At 63.9% G+C, this 24,214-nt stretch carries 25 protein-coding genes and 1 pseudogene; 5 read left to right on the top strand and 21 right to left on the bottom strand.

From position 1 onward, the window contains the following. Positions 1-45 precede the first annotated feature (45 nt). The 7 genes from NKH49_RS27675 to NKH49_RS27645 form a co-directional block, all read right to left on the bottom strand. On the bottom strand, positions 46-687 hold the full coding sequence (locus NKH49_RS27675; protein WP_352470789.1) for a YceH family protein: 642 nt from the start codon (positions 685-687) through the stop codon (positions 46-48). A 250-nt stretch (positions 688-937) separates the two neighbouring features. Continuing rightward, a complete protein-coding gene (locus NKH49_RS27670) occupies positions 938-1,717 on the bottom strand; it encodes a succinate dehydrogenase iron-sulfur subunit (protein WP_292663232.1) in 780 nt (259 codons plus the stop codon). Continuing rightward, on the bottom strand, positions 1,717-2,157 hold the full coding sequence (locus tag NKH49_RS27665) for a DUF3052 family protein (protein ID WP_352470790.1): 441 nt from the start codon (positions 2,155-2,157) through the stop codon (positions 1,717-1,719). The genes NKH49_RS27670 and NKH49_RS27665 overlap by 1 nt, the downstream gene beginning before the upstream one ends. A gap of 1 nt (position 2,158) precedes the next feature. Then, a complete protein-coding gene (gene sdhA / locus NKH49_RS27660) occupies positions 2,159-3,997 on the bottom strand; it encodes a succinate dehydrogenase flavoprotein subunit (protein ID WP_352928810.1) in 1,839 nt (612 codons plus the stop codon). Between the two features lie 4 nt (positions 3,998-4,001). Then, complete coding sequence (gene sdhD, locus NKH49_RS27655; RefSeq protein ID WP_292663226.1) at positions 4,002-4,397, bottom strand: succinate dehydrogenase, hydrophobic membrane anchor protein; 396 nt, start codon at positions 4,395-4,397, stop codon at positions 4,002-4,004. A gap of 1 nt (position 4,398) precedes the next feature. Beyond that, positions 4,399-4,818 (bottom strand): succinate dehydrogenase, cytochrome b556 subunit, encoded by a 420-nt coding sequence (gene sdhC / locus NKH49_RS27650; protein ID WP_292663224.1) that lies wholly within the window; start codon positions 4,816-4,818, stop codon positions 4,399-4,401. Between the two features lie 242 nt (positions 4,819-5,060). Next, positions 5,061-5,441, bottom strand: a complete 381-nt coding sequence (locus NKH49_RS27645; RefSeq protein ID WP_352450157.1) for a hypothetical protein — start codon at positions 5,439-5,441, stop codon at positions 5,061-5,063. 256 nt (positions 5,442-5,697) lie between these two features. Between NKH49_RS27645 and NKH49_RS27640 the strand changes: the two genes are divergently transcribed. Continuing rightward, positions 5,698-6,057, top strand: coding sequence for a hypothetical protein (locus NKH49_RS27640; protein WP_352450158.1), 360 nt, complete (start codon positions 5,698-5,700; stop codon positions 6,055-6,057). Here NKH49_RS27640 and NKH49_RS27635 read toward each other — a convergent pair. Further along, positions 6,041-7,260: pseudogene (locus tag NKH49_RS27635) on the bottom strand (GGDEF domain-containing protein). The gene NKH49_RS27640 and the pseudogene NKH49_RS27635 overlap by 17 nt on opposite strands. A 75-nt stretch (positions 7,261-7,335) precedes the next feature. Further along, positions 7,336-8,532 (bottom strand): GGDEF domain-containing protein, encoded by a 1,197-nt coding sequence (locus tag NKH49_RS27630; protein WP_352615444.1) that lies wholly within the window; start codon positions 8,530-8,532, stop codon positions 7,336-7,338. Between the two features lie 161 nt (positions 8,533-8,693). Between NKH49_RS27630 and NKH49_RS27625 the strand changes: the two genes are divergently transcribed. Beyond that, a complete protein-coding gene (locus NKH49_RS27625) occupies positions 8,694-9,005 on the top strand; it encodes a hypothetical protein (protein ID WP_023679773.1) in 312 nt (103 codons plus the stop codon). A 58-nt stretch (positions 9,006-9,063) separates the two neighbouring features. Here the strand turns inward: NKH49_RS27625 and leuC are convergent, their stop codons facing one another. The 5 genes from leuC to rplS form a co-directional block, all read right to left on the bottom strand. Beyond that, positions 9,064-10,473, bottom strand: coding sequence for a 3-isopropylmalate dehydratase large subunit (leuC, locus tag NKH49_RS27620; protein WP_352615446.1), 1,410 nt, complete (start codon positions 10,471-10,473; stop codon positions 9,064-9,066). Positions 10,474-10,722: 249 nt separating this feature from the next. Then, complete coding sequence (locus NKH49_RS27615; protein ID WP_352615448.1) at positions 10,723-11,358, bottom strand: class I SAM-dependent DNA methyltransferase; 636 nt, start codon at positions 11,356-11,358, stop codon at positions 10,723-10,725. A gap of 52 nt (positions 11,359-11,410) precedes the next feature. Beyond that, positions 11,411-12,226: an amino acid ABC transporter permease gene (locus NKH49_RS27610; protein ID WP_352470797.1), complete on the bottom strand. Its 816-nt coding sequence runs from the start codon at positions 12,224-12,226 to the stop codon at positions 11,411-11,413. A gap of 266 nt (positions 12,227-12,492) precedes the next feature. Next, positions 12,493-13,290 (bottom strand): transporter substrate-binding domain-containing protein, encoded by a 798-nt coding sequence (locus NKH49_RS27605; RefSeq protein WP_031212709.1) that lies wholly within the window; start codon positions 13,288-13,290, stop codon positions 12,493-12,495. A gap of 262 nt (positions 13,291-13,552) precedes the next feature. Further along, positions 13,553-14,092: a 50S ribosomal protein L19 gene (gene rplS / locus NKH49_RS27600; protein WP_254817835.1), complete on the bottom strand. Its 540-nt coding sequence runs from the start codon at positions 14,090-14,092 to the stop codon at positions 13,553-13,555. A 366-nt stretch (positions 14,093-14,458) separates the two neighbouring features. On the opposite strand from rplS, the gene NKH49_RS27595 reads away from it, so the two are divergent. After that, positions 14,459-15,211, top strand: a complete 753-nt coding sequence (locus NKH49_RS27595) for a sulfite exporter TauE/SafE family protein (protein ID WP_023679781.1) — start codon at positions 14,459-14,461, stop codon at positions 15,209-15,211. Here NKH49_RS27595 and trmD read toward each other — a convergent pair. Continuing rightward, positions 15,193-15,891 carry a tRNA (guanosine(37)-N1)-methyltransferase TrmD gene (gene trmD / locus NKH49_RS27590; RefSeq protein ID WP_352928807.1) on the bottom strand — a complete coding sequence of 233 codons (699 nt, stop codon included), beginning with the start codon at positions 15,889-15,891 and terminating at the stop codon, positions 15,193-15,195. The genes NKH49_RS27595 and trmD overlap by 19 nt on opposite strands. Next, positions 15,888-16,487, bottom strand: a complete 600-nt coding sequence (gene rimM / locus NKH49_RS27585) for a ribosome maturation factor RimM (protein WP_352615451.1) — start codon at positions 16,485-16,487, stop codon at positions 15,888-15,890. Before rimM ends, trmD begins: the two co-directional genes overlap by 4 nt. Before the next feature lie 115 nt (positions 16,488-16,602). On the opposite strand from rimM, the gene NKH49_RS27580 reads away from it, so the two are divergent. Continuing rightward, positions 16,603-17,541 (top strand): tyrosine recombinase XerC, encoded by a 939-nt coding sequence (locus tag NKH49_RS27580; protein ID WP_352470801.1) that lies wholly within the window; start codon positions 16,603-16,605, stop codon positions 17,539-17,541. Between the two features lie 85 nt (positions 17,542-17,626). Continuing rightward, positions 17,627-18,694, top strand: a complete 1,068-nt coding sequence (locus tag NKH49_RS27575; protein ID WP_352615453.1) for a TraB/GumN family protein — start codon at positions 17,627-17,629, stop codon at positions 18,692-18,694. A gap of 924 nt (positions 18,695-19,618) precedes the next feature. Here the strand turns inward: NKH49_RS27575 and lpdA are convergent. The 5 genes from lpdA to odhB form a co-directional block, all read right to left on the bottom strand. Further along, positions 19,619-21,025, bottom strand: coding sequence for a dihydrolipoyl dehydrogenase (gene lpdA / locus NKH49_RS27570; protein ID WP_352748411.1), 1,407 nt, complete (start codon positions 21,023-21,025; stop codon positions 19,619-19,621). 18 nt (positions 21,026-21,043) lie between these two features. Further along, complete coding sequence (locus tag NKH49_RS27565) at positions 21,044-21,799, bottom strand: SDR family oxidoreductase (RefSeq protein WP_352615455.1); 756 nt, start codon at positions 21,797-21,799, stop codon at positions 21,044-21,046. Further along, a complete protein-coding gene (locus NKH49_RS27560) occupies positions 21,796-22,248 on the bottom strand; it encodes a hypothetical protein (RefSeq protein WP_352615520.1) in 453 nt (150 codons plus the stop codon). The genes NKH49_RS27565 and NKH49_RS27560 overlap by 4 nt, the downstream gene beginning before the upstream one ends. A gap of 65 nt (positions 22,249-22,313) precedes the next feature. Then, positions 22,314-22,895 carry a hypothetical protein gene (locus NKH49_RS27555; RefSeq protein WP_352615457.1) on the bottom strand — a complete coding sequence of 194 codons (582 nt, stop codon included), beginning with the start codon at positions 22,893-22,895 and terminating at the stop codon, positions 22,314-22,316. 9 nt (positions 22,896-22,904) lie between these two features. Further along, on the bottom strand, positions 22,905-24,206 hold the full coding sequence (gene odhB, locus NKH49_RS27550) for a 2-oxoglutarate dehydrogenase complex dihydrolipoyllysine-residue succinyltransferase (protein ID WP_352470805.1): 1,302 nt from the start codon (positions 24,204-24,206) through the stop codon (positions 22,905-22,907). Positions 24,207-24,214: the final 8 nt, after the last annotated feature.

Here is a 24,214-nt window from a genome sequence, read left to right as displayed (position 1 = left end):
GCTGGTCTGCGAAGCGGGCGATCCTTCGCGCCCCCTCTCGAATGATTATTGGCTTTTTTCGCCAACGAGCGCGTCGAGGCGGGCGCGCAATGCCGCGACCTCCTCCTCGAGGGCCCGCACGCGCATTTCCATATCCGACGCCGGCGAGGACGACTGCAGGGGTGCTGCGGCAGCCGACAGCTGCGGCGGCCCGCTGAGCAGATGGACGTAGCGATCCTCGCGCTGGCCTGGGCCGCGATCGATCTGCTGCACCAGCGGTGGCCGGCGGCCGATCAGCAGATCGAGATTGCCGCGAAGCTCGTCGATCGACGGCAGCCGCGCCATGCGCTCGCTTCGCGCCAGCAATTCATAGGCCGTCTGCGGGCCGCGCAGCAGCAACAGGCCGAGCAGCGCGATCTGCGCCGAGGTCAGGGAAAAGCGCTGCGCCACGATATGCTCGTAGCGCTCGACGCGCGACGCGAACACTTGCCTGACGAGGCCCTTCTGCTCCAGCTGGCCAAGCGCCCGCCTGACCTCGGCAAGCTCGACCGACATTACCGGCTCGCGCGCCGTCTTCTGGTTGGCCGCCGCATGTGCCGCATTGAGCGTCAGCGGATAGACGTCCGGCGTCAGCTCCTTCTTCTCGATCAGGCAGCCGAGCACGCGGGCTTCGATGGGAGAGAGGATGGGAAGGTCGGAATCGGTCATAAGTTTGCTATCCTTTCGAACTCGGCGGGACAGCGCCCCCCTCTGTCCTGCCGGACATCTCCCCCTCTAGTGGGGAGATTGGCTGTCATCACCGCTTCGCCACTTTTCAAGGCTGCAGAAAGGGCGCTGTCCTCCAAGCTGCTAATCTCCCCCCTCAAGAGGCCTCAAGGGGGGAGATGTCCGGCAGGACAGAGGGGGGCGCGAAGGATCGCTGCGGACGAGACGATCTCGGCTGCAACCCGCCCGCCGCCTAAACCCGTCGCTCCACCATCATCTTCTTGATCTCGGCGATCGCCTTGGCCGGGTTGAGCCCCTTGGGGCAAGTCTGGGCGCAGTTCATGATGGTGTGGCAGCGATAGAGCCGGAACGGGTCTTCGAGATTGTCGAGCCGCTCGCCCGTCGCCTCGTCCCTGGAATCGATCAGCCAGCGATAGGCCTGCAGCAGCGTCGCCGGGCCGAGATAGCGCTCGCCGTTCCACCAGTAGCTCGGGCAGGAGGTCGAGCAGCAGGCGCACAATATGCACTCGTAGAGCCCGTCGAGCTTTTCGCGGTCCTCATGGCTCTGCAGCCATTCCTTGGCCGGCTCGGGCGACACCGTCTTCAGCCACGGCTCGATCGAGGCGTGCTGGGCGTAGAAATTGGTGAGGTCGGGCACCAGGTCCTTGACCACGGCCATGTGCGGTAGCGGATAGACCTTGATCGCGCCGGAAATGTCGTCGCAGCCCTTGGTGCAGGCCAGCGTGTTCGACCCGTCGATGTTCATGGCGCACGAGCCGCAAATGCCTTCGCGGCAGGAGCGGCGCAGCGTCAGCGTCGGATCGATCTTGTTCTTGATCCAGAGCAGCGCGTCGAGCACCATCGGCCCGCAATCGTCCATGTCGACGAAATACGTATCCATGCGCGGGTTCTCGTCATCGTCCGGCGACCAGCGGTAGATGCGATATTCGCGCAGGTTGGTCGCGCCCTCCGGCTTCGGCCAAGTTTTTCCGGCCATGATCTTCGAGTTTTTCGGAAGCGTGAGTTCGACCATTACCTCAGGTCCTTTCGGATGACGAGCTTCAGCCCGGACCAGATCTCGTTCACGGCGGCGACCTTGACGTCGACAAGGTCGAGCTTCAGCGCCTCTGTGCGGATAACGTCCTCGGTGACGTCGGTCGGCACTTTCGATGCCTTCTTCGGCCATGACACCCAGACCATGCCGTCCCGCTTGATTGCCGCTTCGACGTCGCCAAGACGGTCCTCGATCTCGACACGCTGCCGGGTGAAAGCATGTACGGCATCGTATTTCTCATGAACGCCCGAAATCGCCGACCAGTTGGCCAGCCGATCGAGCTCGGCAAAATCCACGGCTTCGGCCAAATCCTCGAGTTCGGCCGGCAAGGCGACGAAAGCGGCAATCATCCCGTCCTTCAGGCCGAGCTTGGCCGGAAGGGGCGTGCCGGAATATCCCGCAACCGCCAGCAGCCTCATCTCAATACACCCTGGCCTTCGGCGCGATCTTGGCCGGGTTGATGCCGCCGTCTGCTTCCTTGAGCAGCGTTTCGGTGTGCACCGGCCGGTAGGTGAGCGCCACCTCGCCGGCCTCGTTGAGCCGGGCCAGCGTATGCTTGCGCCAGTTGGCGTCGTCGCGGGCCGAAAAGTCCTCCCGCGCGTGCGCGCCGCGGCTTTCCTTGCGCGCCTCGGCGCCGTAGACGGTGGTGATGGCGTTGGCCATCAGGTTTTCCAGCTCCAGCGTCTCGACCAGGTCGGAGTTCCAGATCATCGAGCGGTCAAACACCTTGACGTCGCCGAGTTCACCCCAGATCTGGGAAATGCGCCTGCAGCCGCTTTCCAGCGAGTCCTGGGTGCGGAACACCGCCGCGTCCTCCTGCATCGCCTTCTGCATCTTTTCGCGCAACACCGCGGTCGGCGTCGAGCCGTTGGCGTGACGCAGCCGGTCGAAGCGGTCCATGATCTTTTCGACGGCGGCCTCGTTGGGCGAAGGGATCGCCGATGTGCGGTCGATCACCTGGCCGGCCCGGATTGCCGCCGCACGGCCGAACACCACCAGGTCGATCAGCGAGTTGGAGCCCAGCCGGTTAGCACCGTGCACCGAGGCGCAGCCGGCTTCGCCGACCGCCATCAACCCGGGCGACACCTGGTCCGGATTCGACGCCGTCGGGTTCAGCACCTCGCCCCAGTAATTGGTCGGCACGCCGCCCATATTGTAGTGGACCGTCGGCAGCACCGGGATCGGCTCCTTGGTCAGGTCGACGCCGGCAAAGATCTTTGCCGATTCCGAAATACCCGGAAGCCTCTCGTGCAGAACGGCCGGGTCGAGATGGTCGAGATGCAGGAAAATGTGATCCTTCTTCGGGCCGACGCCGCGGCCCTCGCGGATTTCCAGCGTCACGCAGCGCGAGACCACGTCGCGCGAAGCCAGATCCTTGGCTGACGGCGCGTAGCGCTCCATGAAGCGCTCGCCCTCGGAATTGACGAGATAGCCGCCCTCGCCGCGCGCGCCCTCGGTGATCAGGCAGCCGGCGCCGTATATGCCGGTCGGGTGGAACTGCACGAACTCCATATCCTGCAGCGGCAGGCTTGCGCGTGCGGCCATGCCGCCGCCATCGCCGGTGCAGGTATGCGCCGAGGTGGCCGAGAAATAGGCGCGGCCATAGCCGCCGGTCGCCAGCACCACCATCTTGGCCGAAAAGCGGTGGATGGTGCCGTCGTCGAGGTTCCAGGCGACCACGCCGGTGCAGGTGCCGTCCGGCTCCATGATCAGGTCGAGCGCGAAATACTCGATGAAGAACTGCGCATTGTGCTTCAGCGACTGGCCGTAGAGCGTGTGCAGCATGGCGTGGCCGGTGCGGTCGGCGGCCGCACAGGTGCGCTGCACCGGCGGCCCCTCGCCGAAATTCATCATCATGCCGCCGAACGGCCGCTGGTAGATTTTCCCGTCCTCGGTGCGGCTGAAGGGAACGCCGTAGTGCTCGAGCTCGTAGACCGCCGCCGGCGCTTCGCGCACCATGTATTCTTGAGCGTCGGTGTCGCCCAGCCAATCTGAGCCTTTGACGGTGTCGAAGAGATGCCACTGCCAGTTGTCGGGACCCATATTGGCGAGCGAGGCGGCGATGCCGCCCTGCGCCGCAACCGTATGCGAGCGCGTCGGGAACACTTTGGTGATGCAGGCGGTGCGCAGGCCCTGTTCGGCCATGCCGAGCGCGGCGCGCAGGCCGGCGCCGCCGGCGCCGACGACCACGACGTCGAATTTGTGATCGACATAGCTATAGGCGGAAGCCGTGTTGGCGTTCTTCGCGTCCTTGGCCAAAAAATCAGCCTCCAAATGCCAGTTTAAGCAGGGCGAAGACCGAAGCGACGCCGACGACTACGGGAAAGAATGTGTTGAGGGCGAGCAGCGCCAGCCTGGTGCCTTCGCCATGCACATAGTCTTCGATGATCGCCTGCATGCCGAGCCGCATGTGGTAGAGCACCGACAACAGCACCAGCGCCAGCACCAGTGCAACGAACGGATTGGCAAGTGCGGCGCGCACCTCGAGATAGCTGGCGCCGTTGAGTGCGATCAGGAAGCCGACGAAGAACAGGACCAGCGGGATGTTGGAGATCGCCGTCAGCCGCTGGCGCCAGAAATGGCCGGTGCCCTCGCGGGCGGAACCGAGGCCGCGGACCTTGGCCAGCGGCGTGCGCATGTCGGTGTTCTTGCCGTTCATGTCAGGCTCCCCGCGCCATGTAGCCGGCGATCCAGATCAGCAGCGTCAGCGTGACCGAGCCGGCAAGCGTCGCCCAGGCGATCCTCGATGCCGTATGCTTTTCCAGCCCTGCCCCAGTGTCCCAGATAAGATGGCGCACACCGCCCAGCATGTGGTGCATCAGCGCCCAGCTGTAGCCGAACAGCACCAGCCGTCCCAGCCACGAGCCGAAGGCCCAGTTTACGGCGTTGAAGGTCGCCTCCGAGCTCGCCGCCGCCATCAGCCACAGCGCGACCAGCAGCGTGCCGAAATAGAGCGCCCCGCCGGTGATGCGGTGGACGATCGACATCGTCATGGTGATCGGCGGCCGATAGACGGTCAGATGCGGCGAAAGCGGCCGTTCACGCCTGGCAAATTCGCGGGTGGCTGGTGATTTGCTCATGGCTCCCCCAGTTCGGCGTCTCTGGAGCCTCAGGTGGGAATGCGGCATTACCGCTTCCGGTTGCGACTTCGGACAGCCGGTTTCTAATGCTCTTTTTGCACCGCGTCAAAGCCGGAAAACCGTTTCGAAAACGTAATTTAGTCTGATGAAAGCGAGGCTTTCAGCTTCAATCGATTAGGGCTGTCGCCTTGCGCCGGCACAATGTCGTCGCACTGCAAAATATGGCTGGCGCAAGGGGCGGATCAGCGCTTGCAGGCCAGCGGTGATGCACCGCCCTTCATCACCAGCGCCTCACGCCCATCGATCACGATTGCGTCATGCGCCTCGCCGTAACGGCTGGTCTGATTGGCCGGTGAGGCCGGCAGCTCGGCGCTGGCGCCGTTCTGGCCGAGGACGCGCACCGACGTGCCGAGATTCTCGATGGTCATCACGCTGCCGTCGGCGCAGTTGTAAGTAGCTGTGCGCGGCTGCGGTGCCGTCGGTTCGCTAGCAGCCGGAGCAAGCGACACGGAAGCGGCGGCCGTGTTGCCGAGCTTGGGCGCGCTGGTCTGCGGCGCGCAGGCGGCTGCAGCCAGCAGCGGCGGAATGGCCAGCGCCATCCGAAACGTGCGGCGTAATCTCATTTGCTGCCTTCCCCACCGCGTATCGAGCCCGCCGCGATGCTCCGGCAAGCCACCGGATTTCATGCTTTTTGAGTCGCGCCCGATGCTGGGAATGGTGGGAACAAGGCGTGGCCGAATGATGGCCGGTGGGCGATCGGGTATTAACCATATTTTCCGAGACCTCGCCCGTGCTGCGGTTGCCCTCTTAACAAAGGTTAATAAAAGGTTAATTTCTGATTCGAGGAGGCTTGCCTCTCAGCAACTGGAGCAGCACGCCATGCATTCGAATTCAGCAGGATCGCGCCTTCCCTGGTTCCTATTGGCGGCGCTCGCCGTCGGCGTCGTCGCACCGGCATTCGCCGGGACGCGCCATCATGACCGCGTCTATGCCGATTCCTTCGGCAATCTCGTCATCGACAGCGCCGCCGGCTACAAGCGTATCCTCGTTGGCGAGGGCAAGCTGGCCAAGGAATTGTCCGACTACACCAGCGCCGGCCAGCCCGACGTGATCTACGAAAACGAATCGGACGATGTCCGCGGCGGCGACTGCTATAGGCCGCCGGTTTTCGTCAAGGGCCGCAGCTATATGTACGGCCTCTCCGACGGCGAAATGCCGGAGCTCAGCCCCTGCCGCTGACGGCCACGCCGCCCTTGGTTGACGGCGCCGGCAGGGCAACAGCCGGCCCCACCGAGACACGCACGCAATCGCGACCGCTGCCCTTCGCCTGATAGAGCGCTTTGTCGGCGCGCCGCAACAGGTCGGAAAAGCTTTCGCCCGGACCAAGCTCGGCAACGCCGAAGCTGGCGCTGCAGCGGTGATCCGCGGGCAGGCAGTCGATCGGCGTGGCACCGAAGGCGCTCCGCGTGCCCTCGGCAAAGAGCCGGGCGGCGGCTAGATTGGTCCCCGGCAGGAAAATCGCGAATTCCTCGCCGCCGATGCGGCCGGCGACATGATGGTCGGCCGCGGCATCGCGGAGAAAACCGGCAAAGGTCTCGATGACCCGATCGCCCGACGCGTGGCCGTAAGTATCGTTGATGCGCTTGAAATGGTCGAGATCGGCAATGACCAGTGCCGCTGGAACGGCGCGCCGCATGGCGTCACGCAGAGGATCTCGGCATGGCGCTCGAAGCCCCCACGGTTGAGCAGCCGCGAAAGCGTGTCGGTTTCCGATTTCGACGTCGCCTCGGCGAGCACGTCGCGGACCAGGATAGCCAATGTCACCAGCGCAAGCGCCAGGCCGAACACGGTGCCGACCGACTGCGACACCAACGCATAGCTGGTCTGCGCATAAGATTGCGGGTTGGCGCCCCAGCCACCAAGCGCATGGGCGATGAAGGGTTTGCTGGCGAACTGCAAGGTGCTGGCCGCAAGGACAGCCATCAGCATATAGTCGAGCCGCTCGCGTCTTTGCCTGGACGACAAGACGATCGCCAGCCCGGTGAACTGCATGGCCGCATAGGGAAGCTGGTAGGCCGCCATTCGCACGAACGATTGGCGTGGCAGGTCCTGCACGAAGTAGACCGCGAGGGTGGCGAAGACCAGGAAGAACAGCATCGGCGGCCAAGGCGGCGAAACGCGGTATTTATGGGCAAGCCCGCCATTGAAGGCGACGGTAGCGCCAAGGAAGGCGGCAAAGGCGGCGACAACCACGGGGCGCGCATTGTCGAAGGCAGGAATGCTGAACTCGATCGCGAAATAAGCCGTGCCGAGCACATAGCCGAACGCCAGCCAGCGTGCCGACACCCGGCCGGCGTCATAGACCGCGATCGTCATGAAGGCCGCCGCCAGCAGCCCGGCAACGAACAGGTTGATCAGCAGGATGAAATTAGCGCTGCCCATGGCGTTTTGGCACTCCCCCGAACAGCAAATCACCAACGCGCGAAAAAGACGTTAATTCGAAGCCGTCGCTGACGCTCAGCCAGCACTGGTCCTATTGGGAAGGACGACCGTCTCAGGCCGCTGATAGGACAGGCATACGCTGTCGCGGCCACTCCTTTTGGCTCTGTAGAGCGCTTCGTCGGCGCGGCGCATCAGCGGGTCCAGCCCTTCGTCGCTGGCGCGGGCGGCCACGCCGAAGCTGGCGGTCACTCTTGTCTCGGGCGGAAGCCCGTCGATTCTGTCCGCCGAATAGAGCGTGCGAATGGTTTCGGCAAACAGTCTTGCCGCGCCAAGGTCGCTGAGCGGCAAAAGCACGGCGAACTCTTCGCCGCCGATGCGGCCGGCAACGCCGCGCGTACCTGCAGCCGACAGAAGCTTGGCAGCGAAGTCGGCGATGACGCGATCGCCGGCCGCGTGGCCATGTTGATCGTTGAGCGCCTTGAAATGATCGAGATCGGCAAGCACCAGAGCAACCGGCAATTGCGCCGTGGCACAGTGCTGCAGGACAAGCATGGCGCGCTCCTCGAAGCCGCGGCGGTTGAGCAGGCCCGACAGCGGGTCTGTCAGGGTTTCGGTCTTCAGGGCCTTCATCACATCGAGCGCGGCGGCGCCGAACAGGCAAAGCGCAATAAGCAGCGACAGCAATGCATGCGACAGCAGAGCCGTCGTCCAGTAGGACGAGGAGTAAAGCCCTTCATAGCTGGTGAACGGCCCATGCGCGATGACGACGGCAAGCGTCCGCCCCAGGAAGTTCAGGCCGGAAAGCAGCGACAGCACGAACAGGATCATTTCTGTCGGGCCGTTGTTGCGCACCACGCGCAACTCGGCGGCGACAACCAGGCTGATGCCGCCGAAGCTGAAATTGATGGCAAGGATGCGCCAGGTGAGATCCGGCCGGGCAAAAAGAAACCACGAGAACGCGGCCAGGCCGCCGCAGGCCAGAATGCCGACCGCCGGGTAAGGCACGCGCCGCCCATAGCGCGCAATGACCGCGCCGGCGAGACAGCAGGTGGCGAAGGTGAAGCACAGGATCGAGATGAGCTTGGTCGGCGCCATGCCGACCGGCAGCGTGAAATACTGGAGCAGGAAGCCTGCGGCCGAGGCCGAGTAGCCCGCCGCCAGCACAGCCAGATAGGGACGGTGGCGCTGATAGAACCACAGCACGAGAAATGCCGCGCCGAGTGTGAGGGCGATGCCTGGATTGAGCAGCGCTATGAGCAGGCCGGTGTCCAAGCGCTGTAATTTCCCCTCGCTTCCCCTTGGAGGACCTTAGAGCGGAAGCCCAAACAAGCGGTTAAGCGAAAGCGAATATACGACAGGTGCGTCGACAAAGCCGCTGGGCGGAACCGCGAACGGCGAGCGGCGTTTCACGACGGCAACCAGGAGACGCTCCGATGGCCGACACGATCATGCTGACCGATCACGATGCAATTCGCTCATGGGCCGCGGCACGCGCCGGCTTTCCGGCGATCGTCGACGTGTCGCCCGAAGCCGGAACGCAGCCCATGCTGAGGCTGGTCTTCGGCCAGCATGCCTATCAGGACCAGGATGAGGCCGAACGTCCGGTCAATGCCGGCGGCTACGAACTGGTCGAATGGGATGAATGGTTCAAACTCTTCGACGAGCGCCAACTGGCGCTGGTCGTCGCAAAGGACCAACCCGGCCGCCGTGAGGGATTCCACGAATTCGTCAGGCGGCCCGACTGAAGAATGCCCGAACCGCATTGCGCCTCGGGCTCCTCATATCCGACTGCGCGCGCCTGCCCTATTTCCACTCGCGGATGTCGACGAAATGGCCGGCGATCGCCGCCGCCGCGGCCATTGCCGGCGACACCAGATGGGTCCGGCCCTTGAAGCCTTGGCGCCCTTCGAAATTGCGGTTCGAGGTCGAGGCGCAGCGCTCATGCGGCTTCAGCCGGTCGTCGTTCATGGCAAGGCACATCGAGCAGCCCGGCTCACGCCAGTCAAAGCCGGCGGCGACAAAGATCTTGTCGAGGCCTTCGGCCTCTGCCTGTTCCTTGACCAGGCCGGAGCCCGGCACGATCATCGCACTGACCCGCGGATTGACTTGTCTGCCCTCGATCACCTTGGCGGCGGCGCGCAGATCCTCGATGCGGCCATTGGTGCAGGAGCCGATGAAGACGCGATCGAGTTCGATATCGGTGATCTTGGTGCCCGGCTTCAGGCCCATATAGTCGAGTGCGCGCTGCTTGGAGGTGCGCTTGTTCTCATCAGTGATGTCGTCCGGGTTCGGCACGATGCCTTGCACCGAGACCACGTCCTCGGGCGAGGAGCCCCAGGAGACGATCGGCGGCAGCTTTGCCGCGTCGAGCACGACCACCTTGTTGAAATGCGCGCCTTCGTCGGACTGCAGCGTCTTCCAGTAGGCGAGCGCGGCGTCCCAGGCTTCGCCCTTGGGGGCGCGCGGCTTGTCCTTGACATAGGCGAAGGTGGTCTCGTCGGGCGCGATCAGGCCGGCGCGCGCGCCGGCTTCGATCGACATGTTGCAGATCGTCATGCGGCCTTCCATCGACAGCGCACGGATTGCCTCGCCGGCATATTCGATGACATAGCCGGTGCCGCCGGCCGTGCCGATCTCGCCGATGATGGCAAGGATGATGTCCTTGGCGGTGACGCCTTCCGGCAGTGCGCCGTCGACGCGCACCAGCATGTTCTTGGCCTTGCGCTGAATCAGCGTCTGCGTCGCCAGCACATGCTCGACTTCCGAGGTGCCGATGCCATGCGCCAGCGCCCCGAACGCGCCATGCGTCGAGGTGTGGCTGTCGCCGCAGACGATGGTCATGCCGGGCAGCGTAAAGCCTTGCTCGGGACCGATGATGTGGACGATGCCCTGGCGGATATCCTTCTCGGAATAATATTCGATACCGAAATCCTTGGCGTTCTTGGCCAGCGCCTCGACCTGGATGCGGCTTTCCTCGTTCTTGATGCCGAACTTGCGCTCGGGCGAGGTCGACACATTGTGATCGACCACGGCCAGCGTCTTTTCCGGATGCCGAACCTTGCGGCCGGTCATGCGCAGGCCTTCGAAAGCCTGCGGGCTGGTGACTTCGTGGACCAGATGGCGGTCGACATAGAGCAGGCAGGTGCCGTCGTCCTGGCGGTCGACGACATGGTCGTCGAAAATCTTGTCGTAGAGGGTGCGCGGTGCGCTCATGTGCGTAAATCCGTCGATTTAAAAAGGGAAAAGGACGCCGGTCGGCCCGGCGAAGCAGCCTGGCGAGTCTGCCCTAGCGAAGTCGGCTGGTCAGAGCGCCGGAAACGCGCGCGGAAAATCGCGACGGCAGGCGTTTCCTGTCCTGCAGCACGAAACCTTTATAGGCCGGATCGCCAAAAAGCTCTTCCATGGCGCTGCTCATATCAATGTTTTGGCTTTTCAGCAATCGCGTCTGCCTTCGCAGGCGCTTCACAGCACCTTGAACACGAAGGTCTTCACCAGCGCGTCGGGCTCGGCGATTGCATAGCAGCGGAACCACGGGCTCTCCTCGACCGGCCGCCATTTTTTCGCCTGCTCCAGTTCGCCAAACACGGCCTTGAACCCGCCGCTTTCAAACACCTGGTCGCGGACCGTGAAGATGGCGTGGCCGCCCGTCCTGGTGATGCGTATCAGTTCATGCAGGCCCGACGCCGGTGCGTGGCTGATGGTGAACACGCCGGTCGAGAAAAAGGCGCGGAAATACCCGTCCGCCCAAGGCAATGGCCCGCCGAGCATCGCCTGTTTCAGCTCGCTGTAGGCCTGCCGGCTGCCGGCGATTTTCAGCATGTCCTGCGACAGGTCGAGCCCGGCAATATCGTGGTAGCCGAGTGCCTTGAGCGACGGCCCCGACAGGCCGGTGCCGCAACCGGCGTCGAGCAGCGGCCCTTCGCCCGGCGGCACATGGCGCGCCACCCAGGCGGTGATCAGGAACGGCAGGAGATAGCCGAGCGCCGCGGTTTCGCCGTCATAGGTCGCGGCCCATTGCGCATAGGCCTTGGCGAGCGTCTCGGGCGTGTCGGCCGTATAGACCGCTTCCAGCGCCGCATTGGCCTTGTCGATGATCATGGGTCCTCCCCGGTCGCGTCCGCTCGATGGCAGCGCCGTTTTCGCCTGCCTTCTATTCCCCATGCTGGTGGCGCAGCCGCTTCTCCAGCGCCCGCAAGGCCAACGACAGGCCGACGGTCAGGATGAGATAGATATAGGCGACGATCGAATAGGTTTCGAAGAAGCGGAACGAGCCGGCGGCGTAGATCTTGCCCATCTGGGTGATGTCGGCGACGCCGAGCACCGAGACCAGCGAGGAATCCTTGACCATGGCGACGAAATCATTGCCGAGCGGCGGCAGGATAGTGCGGATCGCCTGCGGAAAGATGACCAGCCGGAAGCGCTGGGTGCGCGTCAGCCCGAGCGCCTTGGCCGCTTCGATCTGCCCCTTCTCGACCGCCTGGATACCGGCGCGGAACACCTCCGAGATGAAGGCCGAATAGCCGATGGTCAGCGCCATGACGGCGCGCCAAAGCAACGACACGTCGCGTACCAGCAGCTCACCGAAGAGGCCGGCGCTTTGCAGCGGCGCCATCAGCGCGTTCCATGCCGCGACGAAGGCCGGCGCGCCGGCAAAGGCGATCCAGAACAACAGCACCAGCATCGGCACGCCGCGGATGATCTCGACGTACAAGCGGGCGATCTGGCTGAGCCAGCGTGAGCCCGACAGGCCCATCAGCGCGACGCCGAGGCCGATCGCGCAAGCCAGCGCGAAGGCGACCACCGTGACGAAGATGGTGACGCCGATGCCCTTGGCGACGGTTGCGAAGACCTGGGCATAGACGTCGCTGGCAGCGATGAAGATGGCGGCGGCCAAGGCGATCGCCACGGCCACGGCAAGCCACCACGGGAAGTCGGATTTGGCTGAGGCGAGAGGCGCCGACGGCATCAAGCGGTACCGATAACAGAGTCACGAAGGCAGCGTTCTGTCACACCCCCCTCTGGCCTGCCGGCCATCTCCCCCTCAAGGGGGGAGATCGGCAGCTTTGACCTCGCGGCCCGTTCTGCAACACTGAAAATTGGCGAAAGCCGATGCGAAATCCGATCTCCCCCCTTGAGGGGGAGATGTCCGGCAGGACAGAGGGGGGTGTACGAGCGCAGAGTCAGCGCGAGTTCCCGCGCACAATCGTCATGAAATGCGCGCAACAAGCGGGCCTACTGCCCCATCTTGTAATCAAGGAACCACTTCTTGTTGAGCGCGTCGAGCGTACCGTCTGCCTTGAGCGCGGCGATTGCCGCGTTGACCGGCTTCACCAGGTCGGAGCCCTTGGGGAAGATGAAGCCGAAATCCTCGGTGCCGAGTGGGCCGCCGATCAGCTTAAGGCCGCCATTGGACGCATCGACATAGCCCTTGCCGGCAGTGCCGTCGGTGAGCACGACGTCGACGTCGCCGGCCTTCAGGGCCTGCACCGTCGCGCCGAATGTCTCGAACAGCTTGATGCGCGGGTTCTGCTCGTTGCCGTCGAGCACGCTGTAGACGGCGGTGTAGAAGGGCGTGGTGCCGGCCTGCGCGCCGATCAGCCCGTCCTTGAAGGCGGCGAACGTCTTTGCATCGGTGAAGCGCTTCTCGTCGCCGCGCACCAGCATGAACTGTTCCGAGCGCATATACGGATCGGAGAAATCGACCTTCTGCTTGCGGTCGTCCTTGATGGTGATGCCGGTCATGCCGATGTTGTACTGATTGTCGGAAACCGCCTGGATCATCGCGTCCCAGGAGGTATTCTGGTACTCGACCTTGAAATTCAGCCGTTTGGCGATCTCGTTCATCGCGTCATATTCCCAACCGATCTGCTTGCCGGTCTTGGCATCGATGAACTGCAGCGGCGGATAGGCGTTTTCGGTCACCACCACCACTTTCTTGCCGCCGAGGTCGGGCAGCGCCTGCGCCAGAGCCGCGACAGGCACGAGAAGGCAAGCCAGCAGGCCGGCCAGCAGCAGTTTCGAATTGATCATGACGATGCTCCCCAGGAACTGAACCGCCTCGATCGGCCGAGGCATGCAGGAAATCCGGCGCCGACTTTAGCTTTCCGCCGGCGCCTTGCAAGCCGCTCCGATGCGGCGTTCGGCACGAAAATGGATTTCAATGCTTTCAACGGCGGCATTACGGAACGATCCGTATCGATTGCGGCCGATGCAGCCCGGCAAAATAGAATCCGCCTCGCGAAACAAAAAGGCGGCCGAAGCCGCCTTTCCGAAAATACGTTCTTGAAGAGCCTTATTCGGCGGCAGCTGCTTCCGCGGCCTTGGCGGCCTCGTCGGCGGCCTTCTTCTCGGCGGCGTCCTGCGCGGCCTTCTCGGCGGCCAGCGCCTGGGCGGCGGCCACTTTCTCGGCCTCGATGCGCGCCTTCTCGGCGTTCAGCGCATCGCGCTCTTCGTCGTTCAGCTTGCGGGCGCGCACGCCGGTGTTTTCCGAAATGCGGGCCGATTTGCCGCGACGGTCACGCAAATAGTACAGCTTGGCGCGACGCACCTTGCCGCGGCGCACGATCTCGACGCCTTCGACCATCGGTGAATAGACCGGGAACACCCGCTCCACGCCTTCGCCGTAGGAGATCTTGCGGACGGTGAAGTTTTCCTGGAAGCCGGCGCCGGCGCGGGCGATGACGACGCCCTCATAGGCCTGGACGCGGGTGCGGGTGCCTTCGGTCACACGGACCTGGACGCGCACGGTATCGCCGGGCTGGAATTCGGGGAGCTTGCGCTTGGCTTCGATCTTGGCGGCCTGCTCGGCCTCGAGCTGACGGAGGATGTCCATCTCAATAATCCACTTCTTGTTCTTCCGACAGTCAGAGCGTCCGACACTCGCCTTGCAGTCGCATCGACCGCTCGGCTATGCCCTTCGTTCGAGAACTTCTGTTCGAGAACATCGGGCAGGGGCGACTACACCGTCATTGTTGACGGGCCAGAAGATCGCTCTTGGCATATTTTCTTCCGGTTCGGCGCGCACATACAGCTATTTCGGCGCTTTGTCACGCCTTCGCTGTTTCTTTTTTGGCGCTGTTTCTTTTTGGCTGAGGCCGCTGTGGCAATCCCGTGATCGCTTGTGGTCCAGGGGGTTGCGCCCGCGCGTCAAGCTTCCTAAGCCGGAAGATAAGCATTTTCCTCCAGCGACGACACCCTCATGCCAATCTTGGACGCGGTCCTGCTCTTTCTCGCCGGCTTTCTATCAGGCGCGGTCAATGCCGTTGCCGGCGGCGGCACGTTCATAACCTTTGGCGCCATGACCCTGGCCGGCCTGCCGCCGATCGTCGCCAATGCGACATCGTCGGTGACGCAATTTCCTGGCTACATCACCTCGACGCTCGCCTATTGGCACGACATCAAGCATTTCTGGCGTGGCGCACTGCTGCTCAGCCTCATTTCGGCTCTCGGTGCGCTGTCTGGCGCGCTCATCCTTCTAGGGCTCGACAACCCGTCGTTCCGCGCCTTGGTGCCGTGGCTGCTGCTGGCGGCAACCGCATTGTTCGCTGCCGGGCCATGGCTGAAGCCGGCGCCCAAGCCGGAGCATGAGGCCGCGGTAGGTTCGCTGGTCGGGTCGCTGGCGCAGTTCGCCACCGCCGTCTATGGCGGCTTCTTCGGCGCCGGCATGGGCGTCATGATGCTGGCGACGCTCGGTCTCACCCAGTCCGGCGACTATCACCGGCTGAACGCATTGAAGAACATGCTGGCCGTGGTCATTGCTGCGGTTGCCATCCTCGTCTTCGTCTCGGGCGGCGTCATTGCCTGGCTGCAGGCGATCATCATGATCCCGGGTGGCGCGCTGGGTGGCTATGCCGGCGTCTGGATCGCCAGGCGCGTGCCGCAGAACGCGGTGCGCGGCTTCGTCATCGCCGTCGGCCTGTTCCTGGCTTTCTACTATTTCGATAAGGGCTGAGCGGCTGAAAGATCCGGGCGTCGCTCCTTCGTCAGCCTCTCCGCTTCGGCCCGCCGCCACGCCGCGATCTTCCTGTGATTGCCCGAAATCAGCGCTTCGGGGATCGGCCGCCCCTCGAATTCCTGCGGCCGTGTGTAATGCGGATGTTCGAGCAGGCCGTTTTCAAAGCTCTCTTCCTCGCCCGATACCGCATTGCCCATGACGCCGGGCAGCAGGCGCACCACGGCGTCGAGCAGCACGAGTGCCGCCGGCTCGCCGCCGGACAGGATGAAGTCGCCGATCGAAACTTCTTCGAGGCCGCGTGCCTCGATGACCCGCTGGTCGACGCCTTCGAAGCGGCCGCAGACGATCACCGCACCCGGCCCAGCGGCGAGTTCGCGCACGCGTGCCTGGTTCAGCGGCTTGCCGCGCGGGCTCATCAGCAGGCGCGGACGTGGATCGGCTGCCGGCGAGGCATGGTCAATGGCGCTGGCCAGCACGTCTGCCCGCATCACCATGCCGGCGCCGCCGCCGGCCGGCGTGTCATCGACGGTACGGTGACGATCGCTGGCAAAGTCGCGGATCTGGATCGTTTCGAGCGACCAAATGCCGGTCTCGAGGGCGCGGCCGGCCAGCGACAGGCCAAGCGCGCCGGGAAACATCTCGGGATAGAGCGTCAGCACCGAAGCCGAAAAACTCACCGGTTGCCTCCGGCGTCCCTCGGCCCGCGCGGCCTGCCCCTGGGGTCGAAACCGTCGTCAGCGGGAGGCTCGCCGTCCTCATCCTCGACCAAACCTGCGGCGGCTGGATCAACGCGGACAAAGCCGCCGGCGATCGACACTTCCGGAACGGCGGCCTGAGTGAACGGGATGAGCACGCCCTTGCGCCCCGCCAGCGTCACGTCGAGAATGTCGCCGCCGCCGAAATTGTGCACGGCGACGACCTTGCCGACGACCGCACCGGTGTCGTCCTTGACCTCCAGTCCGACGAGGTCGGCATGGTAGAATTCATCCTCTTCGCCCTCATCGGGCAACACCGAACGATCGACGAACAATTCGGTGCCGGCCAGCGCCTCGGCGGCATTGCGGTCGTTGACGCCTTTGAAGCGCACCACCACCACGGTGTTGGCGGGCCTGATGTCAACGATCTGGAAGGCGCGGCCGTCCCTGGCGTAGAGGGGACCGTAATCGGCCAGCGCCAGCGCGTCGCCGGTAAAGCTCTTGACGCGCAATTCGCCCTTGATGCCGTGCGCGGCACCGATCACGGCCATCTGGACGGGGTTTTGCGGCTTGCTCATCTGCGGAAAATCCTTTGCTTTGCTCTAACCCCAGCCCGTCGTCATTTCAATGACGCCGCTCTTCACCGCTTCCTAACCCGCGTGCCGGAAGATGGCGGGGAACTGGAAGAGTGCAATGCAGGAATTCCTCATATCGGCAAAACCCGACCTGCAGGCGGCGCGCGAGGCCTGGCTGAAGATGCTGGCGCGCGAACGCCGGCTATCGCCCGAAACCGTCGAGGCTTATGAGCGCGACACACGCCAGTTCCTGCATTTCCTGACCGGCCATTGCGGCGGCTCGCCCGGCATTTCCGACATCGCCGATCTGCGCCCCGCCGATTTGCGCGGCTTTCTCGCTGCCCGCCGTGCCGAGGGCGCCGGCGCCCGTACGCTCGGGCGCGGGCTGGCCGGCATCCGCTCGCTGTTGCGTTTCCTGGAAAGGCGCGGCCTCGCCAATGCGGCAGGTGCGACAGCCTTGCGCGCGCCGCGGCAGCCGAAATCGCTGCCCAAGCCGCTGACCGCAAGCGATGCAAAACACGTCGTCTCGGTGGAAGGCCAACTGGCGGAGGAGCCGTGGATTGCCGCGCGCAACGCCGCCGTGCTGACCCTGCTCTATGGGTCCGGTTTGCGGATTTCCGAGGCGCTCGGCCTGTCGAGCGCCGATCTTTCCTCACCTGGTGATACCGTGCTGCGCGTCACCGGCAAGGGTGGCAAGACCCGGCTGGTGCCGGTGCTGCCGGTGGCGCTGCGGGCGATTGCCGAATACCGCCGCCTCTGCCCTTGGCATCTCGATCCCAAGGGCCTGCTGTTTCGCGGTGCCCGCGGCGGCCCACTCAACCCGGCAATCGTCCAGCGCGACATGGCCAAGCTGCGCTCGGCGCTCAACCTGCCCGACACGGCGACGCCGCATGCGCTGCGCCATTCCTTCGCCACGCATCTGCTAGGGCGCGGCGGCGACCTGCGCACCATCCAGGAGTTGCTCGGCCACGCCAGCCTGTCGACAACCCAGATATACACCGGCGTCGACACCGCCAGGCTGCTCGAGATTTACGAAGCAGCTCATCCTCGTGCGTGATCGATGCATGTGTCGGTGGCCATCTCGCAACAATTTTGATGCGCCGGTTAACCGTTTTGCCGCTTTTTGCGCCTAGAACCGCAGCATGAAACGCCTCATCGCCATCGCCGACCGCGCGACCCATGTGTCGCTGAAGCTGCTCGTCGCGCTGAACGCCCTGTTTTTCCTCTCTTTCCTCATCGTCGCGCTGCTCGCGGCGGGCAAGGCACGCGCCGAGACTTCGGCCTGCACCGGTAGCGATATGCTGAGCGCGCTGCAAAAGGACGACCCGGCTGCCTACCGCAAGATCGAGGCGGAGGCGGCAGCGACGCCGAACGGCAAGGGCCTGCTGTGGAAGCTCGAAAAATCGGGCGAAAAACCGTCCTTCCTGTTCGGCACCATGCACGTTACCGACCCGCGCGTCACCACGCTGCCACCCGCCGCGCAGAAGGCATTCGATGCGGCTGGCACCGTCATCATCGAGACCACCGAAGTGCTCGACAAGCAGAAGATGATGGCAGCAATGCTGAAAGAGCCGGATCTGATGATGTTCACCGACAAGACGACGCTTTCGTCGCTGCTGTCGCCGGAGGATGCGGCGGTGGTCAACAAGGCGCTCGATGCGCGTGGCATCCCGCCAGCGACCGTCGCCAAGATGAAACCTTGGTTGCTGTCGGCGATGGTCGCGCTACCTGCATGCGAAGTAGCTCGCCAGGCTGGCGGTGCGCCGGTGCTCGACGTCAAGCTTGCCAAGGACGCCGAGGCTTCGGGCAAATCGGTCGAGGGGCTGGAGACAATCGCCGACCAGCTGCGCGCCATGGCTTCGCTGCCGATCGCCTTTCACCTGAAGGGGCTGGTCGATACGCTGAAGCTTGGCGACAAGGTGAACGACGTCAACGAAACCATGATCGTGCTTTACCGGCGTGGCGACACTGGCATGTATGTACCGCTGTTTCGGGCTGTCGTCCCCGATCAGGTCGACGACGAATCGGGTTACGCCGAATTCGAGCAGACCATGATCACCAGCCGCAACAAGGTGATGGTCGATCGTGCAGCGCCGATCCTCGCCCACGGCAATGTCTTCATGGCGGTCGGCGCCATGCACCTTCCCGGAGCGCAAGGCTTGGTCGAGGGTTTCCGCAAGACCGGCTATACGGTGACCGCCGTCAACTGAACGACACGGCGGAGTTGCACACCGAATCATTGCCGAGGCGGGATCAGCCCTTACGCGTGGCGCGACGGCGGACCAGCCGCGCTTCGTGCCAAGAAACCGAAAAAGGTTCGGTTTGGCTCGATCGAACCCATTTTGCGGTGGAAATGCATGCCTGCGAGCGATTCCGGATCAGAATTGCCCTGTTTTCGGCGTTTTCAACGCCTAATGTGAAACCGATTCAACGATTGTACGTTGATGGCTATTACTTGATGTTTTTCATCCACGGAGGACACTTTTATGGCGAACACACCCAATCCGAACGACCCATTCACCTCGCCGGGCTCCGCACGGCCAAGCGGCGGCGGCAGCGGCTGGCTGATTGCCCTGGTCGTCGTTATCCTGGCAATTGTCGCCTATTATGTTTTTGGAAGACGTAGCGAGGCACCTGCGCCTGCCGAACCGCCCGCAGCCAGCACACCGGCTCCCGCCCCAGCGCCCGCCGAGCCGATGAAACCAGCCGAACCGGCTCCTGCGCCAGCTCCGGCAACACCCGCTCCGGCTCCGGCTCCGGCTCCGGCCCCTGCGCCCGCCCCGGCCCCGGCCCCGGCCCCGGCACCAGCACCAGCGCCGGCACCGGCTCAGTGATCAGACTGCTGATTTAATATATGAACGGTCCGCTGAAAGGCGGGCCGTTTTTTTGAGAGCAGCCGTCGATGCTCTGAGCTGCGATTAGCCATGGGCTAACTTCATCTTCGTCATCCAGCGCGGAGCAGGAGCGAAGCGACATCGCGGAGACCCTGGAATCCATCTGCGGTTGAGAATGGAAGCCGTCTGTGGTGATCCTTCGCGCCCCTCTCTGTCCTGCCGGACATCTCCCCACTTGGGGCCACTTGGGGGGAGATTGGCTATTTCGCCAATCGCCACCGTCGCCTGCGATTCAACCGCTCAGATATGGATCGGCTTGAAGAACGTCGCCAATGCCGCCTCCTTTACCGCTTCCGACATCGTCGGATGGGCGTGACAGGTGCGGGCTAGGTCTTCCGACGAGCCGCCAAATTCCATCAGCACGGCCGCCTCGTGGATCATCTCGCCGGCGCCGAAGCCGACGATGTGGACGCCGAGCACACGGTCGCTGGCCTTGTCGGCCAGGATTTTCACAAAGCCGTCGGTGTGCAGCATGGCGCGCGCGCGGCCATTGGCGCTGAACGGGAATTTTCCGGCCTTGTAGTCGACGCCGGCCTTTTTCAATTCTTCTTCGGTCTTGCCGATCGAGGCGATTTCCGGCGTGGTGTAGACGACGCTCGGAATCACGTCATAGTTCACATGACCGGCCTGGCCGGCGATGGTTTCGGCCACCGCCACGCCCTCGTCCTCAGCCTTGTGTGCAAGCATCGGCCCGGCGATGACATCGCCGATGGCATAGATGCCATGCACGTTGGTCCTGAGATGGCCGTCGGTCTTGACCCGGCCGCGCTCATCGACGTCGACGCCGGTCTCCTTCAGCCCGAGAGCGTCCGAATAGGCCCGTCGTCCCGTCGCAATCAGCACCGCGTCCGCCTCGATCGTCTCGGCTGCTCCGCCCTTGACCGGCTCGAAGGTAACCGTCGCCCCCTTCTTGGCCTTGGCGACGCCAGTCACCTTGGCGCCCAGCCTGAACTCAAAGCCCTGCTTCGACAGCAGGCGCTGGAACTGCTTGGAGACCTCGCCATCCATGCCGCCCAGGATGGTGTCGAGGAACTCGACCACGGTGACTTTGGCGCCGAGCCGCGCCCAGACCGAGCCGAGCTCCAGACCGATGACACCACCGCCGACCACCACCAGATGGCCCGGCACCTTGTCCAGCGACAGCGCGCCGGTCGACGAGACGATCACCTTCTCATCGAAATCGACCTCGACGCCGGGAATGCCGGCGACGTCGGAGCCTGTGGCGATGACGATGTTCTTGGTCTCGATCTCCTCGACCTTGCCGTCATCGGAGGTCACCGACACCTTGCCGGCCGCAACCACCTTGCCGGTGCCACGAAAACTGTCGATCTTGTTCTTCTTGAACAGGAAGGCGACGCCATTGACATTGGCCGTCACCGTCGCATCCTTGTGTGCCATCATCTTCCCAAGATTGAGCTTGGGCGCGCCGATCTCGACGCCGAGCGCCTCGAAGGAATGGCCGGCCTCGGCAAATATCTCGGACGCATGCAGCAGCGCCTTTGACGGGATGCAGCCGATGTTGAGGCAGGTACCGCCGAAGGTCGGGTTCTTTTCGACTACCGCCGTCTTCAGACCGAGCTGCGCCGCCTTGATGGCGCAGACGTAGCCGCCTGGTCCCGATCCGATGATAACGACGTCATAGGCCATGATACTGTCCCTTTTGCTTTAGCGGCCGCCGCCGATTTCCAGATTGGCGCCTGTTGTGTAGGACGCCTCGTCCGACAGCAGCCAGAGAATTGCGGCTGCGACCTCCTCGGCGGTGCCGACGCGCTGCATGGGCACCACCTTGCGCATTCTCTCGACGCGATCCGGCTGCCCGCCGGAGGCATGAATTTCGGTGTCGATGATGCCCGGGCTGACCGCGTTGACACGAATGCCTTCGCCGGCCACTTCGCGGGCAAGCCCGATGGTGAAGGAATCGACCGCGCCCTTGGAGGCGGCGTAGTCGACATATTGACCCGGCCCGCCAAGCCTTGCCGCGATCGAAGAAACATTGGCGATGGCACCACCCTTGCCGCCATGCCTGGTCGACATCCGCTTCACCGCCTCGCGGGCGCAAAGCATCGGCGCGATCACATTGATGCGCATCATGCGCTCCAGCCTTGCAGCGCTAAGCTCGTCGATGCGCGCGCTCTGGTCGACCACGCCGGCATTGTTGACGAGCGCGTCGAGCCGACCGAAACGGCCATCGACAGCCTCGAACATGGCCAATACGTCCGTCTCGCTGCCGACATCGGCCTTGACTGTGAAGGCTTCTCCGCCAGCAGCCTCGATGTCGGCGACCACCGTTTCGGCGGCTTTTGCATTCGACGCGTAATTGACCGCAATGCGATAGCCGGCCCTGGCGGCAAGCCTGCATGTAGCGGCGCCAATGCCGCGGCTGCCGCCGGTCACCAGCAGGATCTTTCCGCTCGCGCTCATTCCTGACATCCCTTCAGGGCAAAGACGTCCCAGGGCACCTTGGAAAAGCCGTTGGCGCCATAGGCCGCCGACATCTGCAACGACGCTCCCAAGTCAGGCAAGATCAGCTTCTTCGGCGCATCCTTTCCTTCGCCCGGCAGCAACGTGATATCGCCCTGGTCGTCGGCAGTGTAGATGACGCCCTCCCACACGGTGCAGGCGGCGAGCTCGTCGCCGGTGACGTCGCCGGCCGGGCATTTGTACATCAGCGAGCCATGCGGCCGCGCCGCGCCCTCGGTCCACATGACGATGCCGTCGAGCACGACGCCCTTGTCGAGTACCATCTTGAAGCTGTTGGTGACGGCGGCCGACTCGCCGGTCGGCCTGAAATCGATCTCGGCGGCGTTTTCAGGATCGCCATAGACGGCGAGCTCGAGCGGGCAGGCGGCGTGCGCGGCCGCCGGGATCATCGCCGCGCCGACCGCTATCGATGCGGTCGACAGGCTTTCGGACAAGAAAGAACGGATCGTCACTGCTATCCGCCTTGAACAGCTTGATCGAGGATGAAGACCGTCGAAAGAAAATAGTCTATCTCAAACGCTACGTTTTCATTCCTGTCGACCGGAACCGCGTTCACCTCGTATTTGAGGGTCAAGATGCGAGAACTCTCCGCCAGCTCAATATAGACGTCGCGCTCACGACCGCCGCCGATTGCCCACTTGAACTCGCTCTTGTTCAGGAACTGCAGTGCCTTGGGCAAGGTATGTATGGCAATCGGTTTTGTGCCTGCAAAAGTCACGGGATGCCGGCCCACATCGACGTTAAGATGGCCGTACCAAGTCGCCATCGTTCCACCCGATTCCAGTCTTCCGAAAACAGGCTCGACACTAATCGACCTCAGACGAAAATCGGGACTGAAGAAGAACTCGCAATTGGCACCATAGATGCACCACGCCGATCCGGCGTCCCCGTGGCGATAATGATTGTCCGCCCGCAGATCCTCCGGATCTATCAAGCTGCGAACCGTCTCGCGGTCGCTCTTGCCGAGCTCGATTGGGCCAGCACGGCCTTTCGACAATAGTTCGAACAGATCTATCGGGTCGATCGGCTCAGCCACCGGAGCCCCCTAGAGGTCGAGCACCAGCCGCTCGGGATCCTCCAGGCTTTCCTTGACCCGGACCAGGAAAGTCACCGCTTCCTTGCCGTCGACGATGCGGTGGTCGTAGGACAGCGCCAGATACATCATCGGCCGGATCACGATCTGGCCGCCGACCACCACCGGCCGCTCCTGGATCTTGTGCATGCCCAAAATGCCCGACTGCGGCGCATTGAGGATCGGCGTCGACATCAGCGACCCGTAAACGCCACCGTTGGAAATCGTGAACGTGCCGCCTTGCATATCGGCGACGGAGAGCTTGCCGTCGCGCGCCGCAAGCCCCAGCCTGCCGATGTCCTTCTCGATTTCGGCGATGGACATCTGGTCGGCATTGCGCACAACCGGCACGACAAGGCCTTTCTCTGTACCGACGGCAACGCCGATATGAGCGTAGTTCTTGAAGATGATGTCGGTGCCGTCGATCTCGGCATTGACCGACGGGATCTCCTTCAGCGCATGGGTGACGGCCTTGGTGAAGAAGCCCATGAAGCCGAGCTTCACGCCGTGCTTCTTCTCGAACACGTCCTTGTATTTGCCCCTCAGCGCCATCACCGCGCTCATGTCGACCTCGTTGAAGGTGGTCAGCATGGCGGCGGTCGATTGCGCTTCCTTGAGGCGGCGCGCGATCGTCTGGCGCAGCTTGGTCATGCGCACGCGCTCCTCGCGCGACGCATCGTCGGCCGGGGACGGCGCGCGCGCGGCAACGGGTGCCGGTACAGGCGCTGCCTTCGGCATTTCGGCCGGCTGCGACGGCGCGCCCCTGGCGATAAGGTCGAGCACGTCGCCTTTCAGCACCTGGCCGCGCTTGCCCGAGCCCGATACCTGGTCGACCGCGAGATTGTGCTCGGCCAGCAGCTTTGCCGCCGACGGCGCCGGCGGCATTGTGCGCGTCTCGATCGCGCCGGCGTCGCCGGCGATCTTGGCCGTCTCGGCAGCGGCCTGCTTGACGCTCGAGGCTGCGGTGGGAGCCGAAGCCTGCGATACCGCATCCTGTTTGTCCGCCGGAGCGGCGGCGGCATTGGCTGCCGCGCCGGCGCCCGCCGAAATCGTGCCGAGCAGTGCGCCGACGCCGACCGTCTCGCCTTCCTTGACGGCGATCTCGGCGAGCGTGCCCGCGGCGGCGGCCGGCACTTCCACCGTCACCTTGTCGGTTTCGAGCTCAACCAGCGGCTCATCGGCGGCGATCGCGTCGCCGACCTTCTTGAACCATTTGCCGATGGTCGCCTCGGTGACGGATTCACCAAGTGTCGGGACGCGGATTTCGGTTGCCATTGTGCCTG

The organism is Mesorhizobium sp. M1088 (assembly GCF_040318575.1).
GTDB lineage: Bacteria > Pseudomonadota > Alphaproteobacteria > Rhizobiales > Rhizobiaceae > Mesorhizobium.
Note: the sequence above shows the minus strand (reverse complement) of the source record. Positions and strands in the feature narration are given on the sequence as shown.